Origin of the sequence: Roseburia sp. AF42-8 (assembly GCF_003435965.1) — a bacterium.
GTDB lineage: Bacteria > Bacillota > Clostridia > Lachnospirales > Lachnospiraceae > Roseburia_C > Roseburia_C amylophila.
Genome location: NZ_QTVB01000105.1, coordinates 1 through 2,245, shown reverse-complemented (window position 1 = coordinate 2,245; position 2,245 = coordinate 1). Strand labels below are relative to the sequence as shown.

Here is a 2,245-nt window from a genome sequence, read left to right as displayed (position 1 = left end):
GTCGGAGTCGGAACCATGATTCTGGGAGGAATGCTTGTCGTAGCAACCTGTGGTATGGCACTTCCTTTAGTGGCTACAGTAGGAGTAATGGCAATTGGCGCAGGAACAGCAGCATATGGCTTTTCAAATACAGTAGAAGGTGGTCAGGATGTTTATGCAGGAGTAACAGGAGACCCAAGAATGGTATCGGTTAATCCAATCCGTGATACAGTATTTGCCAGTAATCCGGACCTCTATTATTTAATAGGAAATGTATTGACAATCGCTGCTTCCCTGATACTGACCGGAGGAATGGCAGCAAATGCAGCAGTAAGTGCAGGAACATCCATAGGAAGGGCCGTAGTAACAGAGTATGCAAAGCAGGGACTGACGATGGCAGCCAGCAGCTATGTGGAAAAGAGCATGACAGAAGCAACCAACAGTCCACTGGCAGGCTTTGTAGTTGGCTCACTAACCGGAATAGCAACATATGGAACGCTCAGTGAGGCAGAGCTGGAAGTAGTAAATAACGTAAAAAGACCGCAGCAGTTGGGAAATGTAGGGGAGAGTGGTAGAAACACAGCAACGACAATAGATTATTCTTATAAATTTGATAGGGAATTAGCCAATTTTAATGATGGTTATGAAATAAGGACAACAGTAGATAAAGATTTAATATTAGTGCAGTATAGTTCTGACGCACCAGATGCATCCTTATGTTACTGGACAACGGTTGATGAAGCAAATGGAATTACAACATTGAATGATTATATGGATAAGTTGGCTTTATCAAAAGATTGGGGAAACAGAAATACTGTAAAAGTTGCGAGAATTCCTGCTGGAACGGAGGTTAAGTATGCTGTAGGAACTGCGAGAGAACAATTATTGATTGCAGACCCTAGACCAGGTGGTGGAGTTCAATATTTATTTAATCAATTTGATACAGATTGGATAACAGAGATTAGAAGTTTTTCAAATTAAAGGAGATTGCTATTATGGATAAAAGACAAGAATTATTAAAAAAATTGGAACTATTAGTACAAGAAATTGATAAAGCCAAGAAAATGGTAGATGATGAAAAAAGTCAATACTTAAATAATTATGAAAATAGAATTGAAGTCGTAATAAAAAAATTACGGGATGGTACATTACCTGCTTCTAAAGGTGGACTTATTGGTACAATGAGAGGGATTTCAGAATATGACAGTTTGGCATCTATAAAAGCGTTGTACGATGCGGCATCTGATGTGGATTTGTTTTATAGCAAAGAATGTCAAAAATGGTAATATATTATTTTAATTATGTCTCCACATAAGGACATCTGAAATCAAAACTGAACATTGTATTTTTAGACTTAAAATGCATTGTTTTCATAGCAATTGGTGCTGTGGAGATGATGTGTTTTTGCATTGAATAGCGGTATTTATATTATAAAAATCGGTCAAAAAAGCGGTAATTTAATTGGACATTTTCATCTTTTTTGCGGTAATTGAAAGGGTTGTAGTTCTGTGTATCCTAATCATTTTATCCAGACCAAAATGTCGGACAAAGTTTTCGTACAATGTAGGAAAGCCTTACAGTATCATTATTTCCGTTGATAAAGAAAAATATGCTTTCCGCAGAACTGATGTTTTGATAAAGCTGGGAAATCTCATATTCGATAGATTTGAGAAAAATGTATTAAAAATTGCCCTTCAATTTCGTTACGAGGTTTCCAGCAAAAAAATCCATTTATCTGTATCCATATCATAAACTATAGGCTTCATTGAGTTTGTTTTCCGTAACTGTCAGATGCTCAATGAAATCCGTAAGAATACCAGTGTTTTCAAGATTTAATTCGTAATTAAGTTTCACTTTCAGATGATTTATGAGCATTAGAGAAATAAAAACGCATAGGTCTCATAAACACAGACAATTACAAATAATACTGACAGTAGTTTCTATTACTGATAATAAAAACCAAATACTTTTAAGTATAATAAGTATTCCTGCATTCATACTGGTAGTAAGAAGGAAATCTTCCAGATACTTTCCCATAAGTGAAGTACCGTAGCCATAATCGGATAATCACTGCTTTTCACTGGTACGATATAATGGTTATAAGTTTGTTGATGAAGGGGGAATTTGGCATGCGGTTAGATAGTAGTTTTTATAATAAATATGTTGAGCTGTTTGACTCATATATGTGTAAAATATTTGGTACAGATATCGAAAAAACAGAAGCAATATGCAGTTTTGAAAACAGAGGTTTTTTTAGATTAGAATA

The 2,245-nt window shown here is 35.5% G+C and carries 1 protein-coding gene and 1 pseudogene; both read left to right on the top strand.

The features are described from left to right. Positions 1-960, top strand: a pseudogene (locus DW059_RS15380) (T7SS effector LXG polymorphic toxin); the annotation flags it as partial. 14 nt (positions 961-974) lie between these two features. Continuing rightward, positions 975-1,265 (top strand): hypothetical protein, encoded by a 291-nt coding sequence (locus DW059_RS15375; RefSeq protein ID WP_117699367.1) that lies wholly within the window; start codon positions 975-977, stop codon positions 1,263-1,265. The last annotated feature ends 980 nt before the right edge of the window (positions 1,266-2,245 follow it).

Coding starts and splice junctions, on each gene's coding strand:
- DW059_RS15375 (WP_117699367.1), top strand. CDS start 975: ATGGATAAAAGACAAGAATTATTAAAAAAATTGGAACTATTAGTACAA.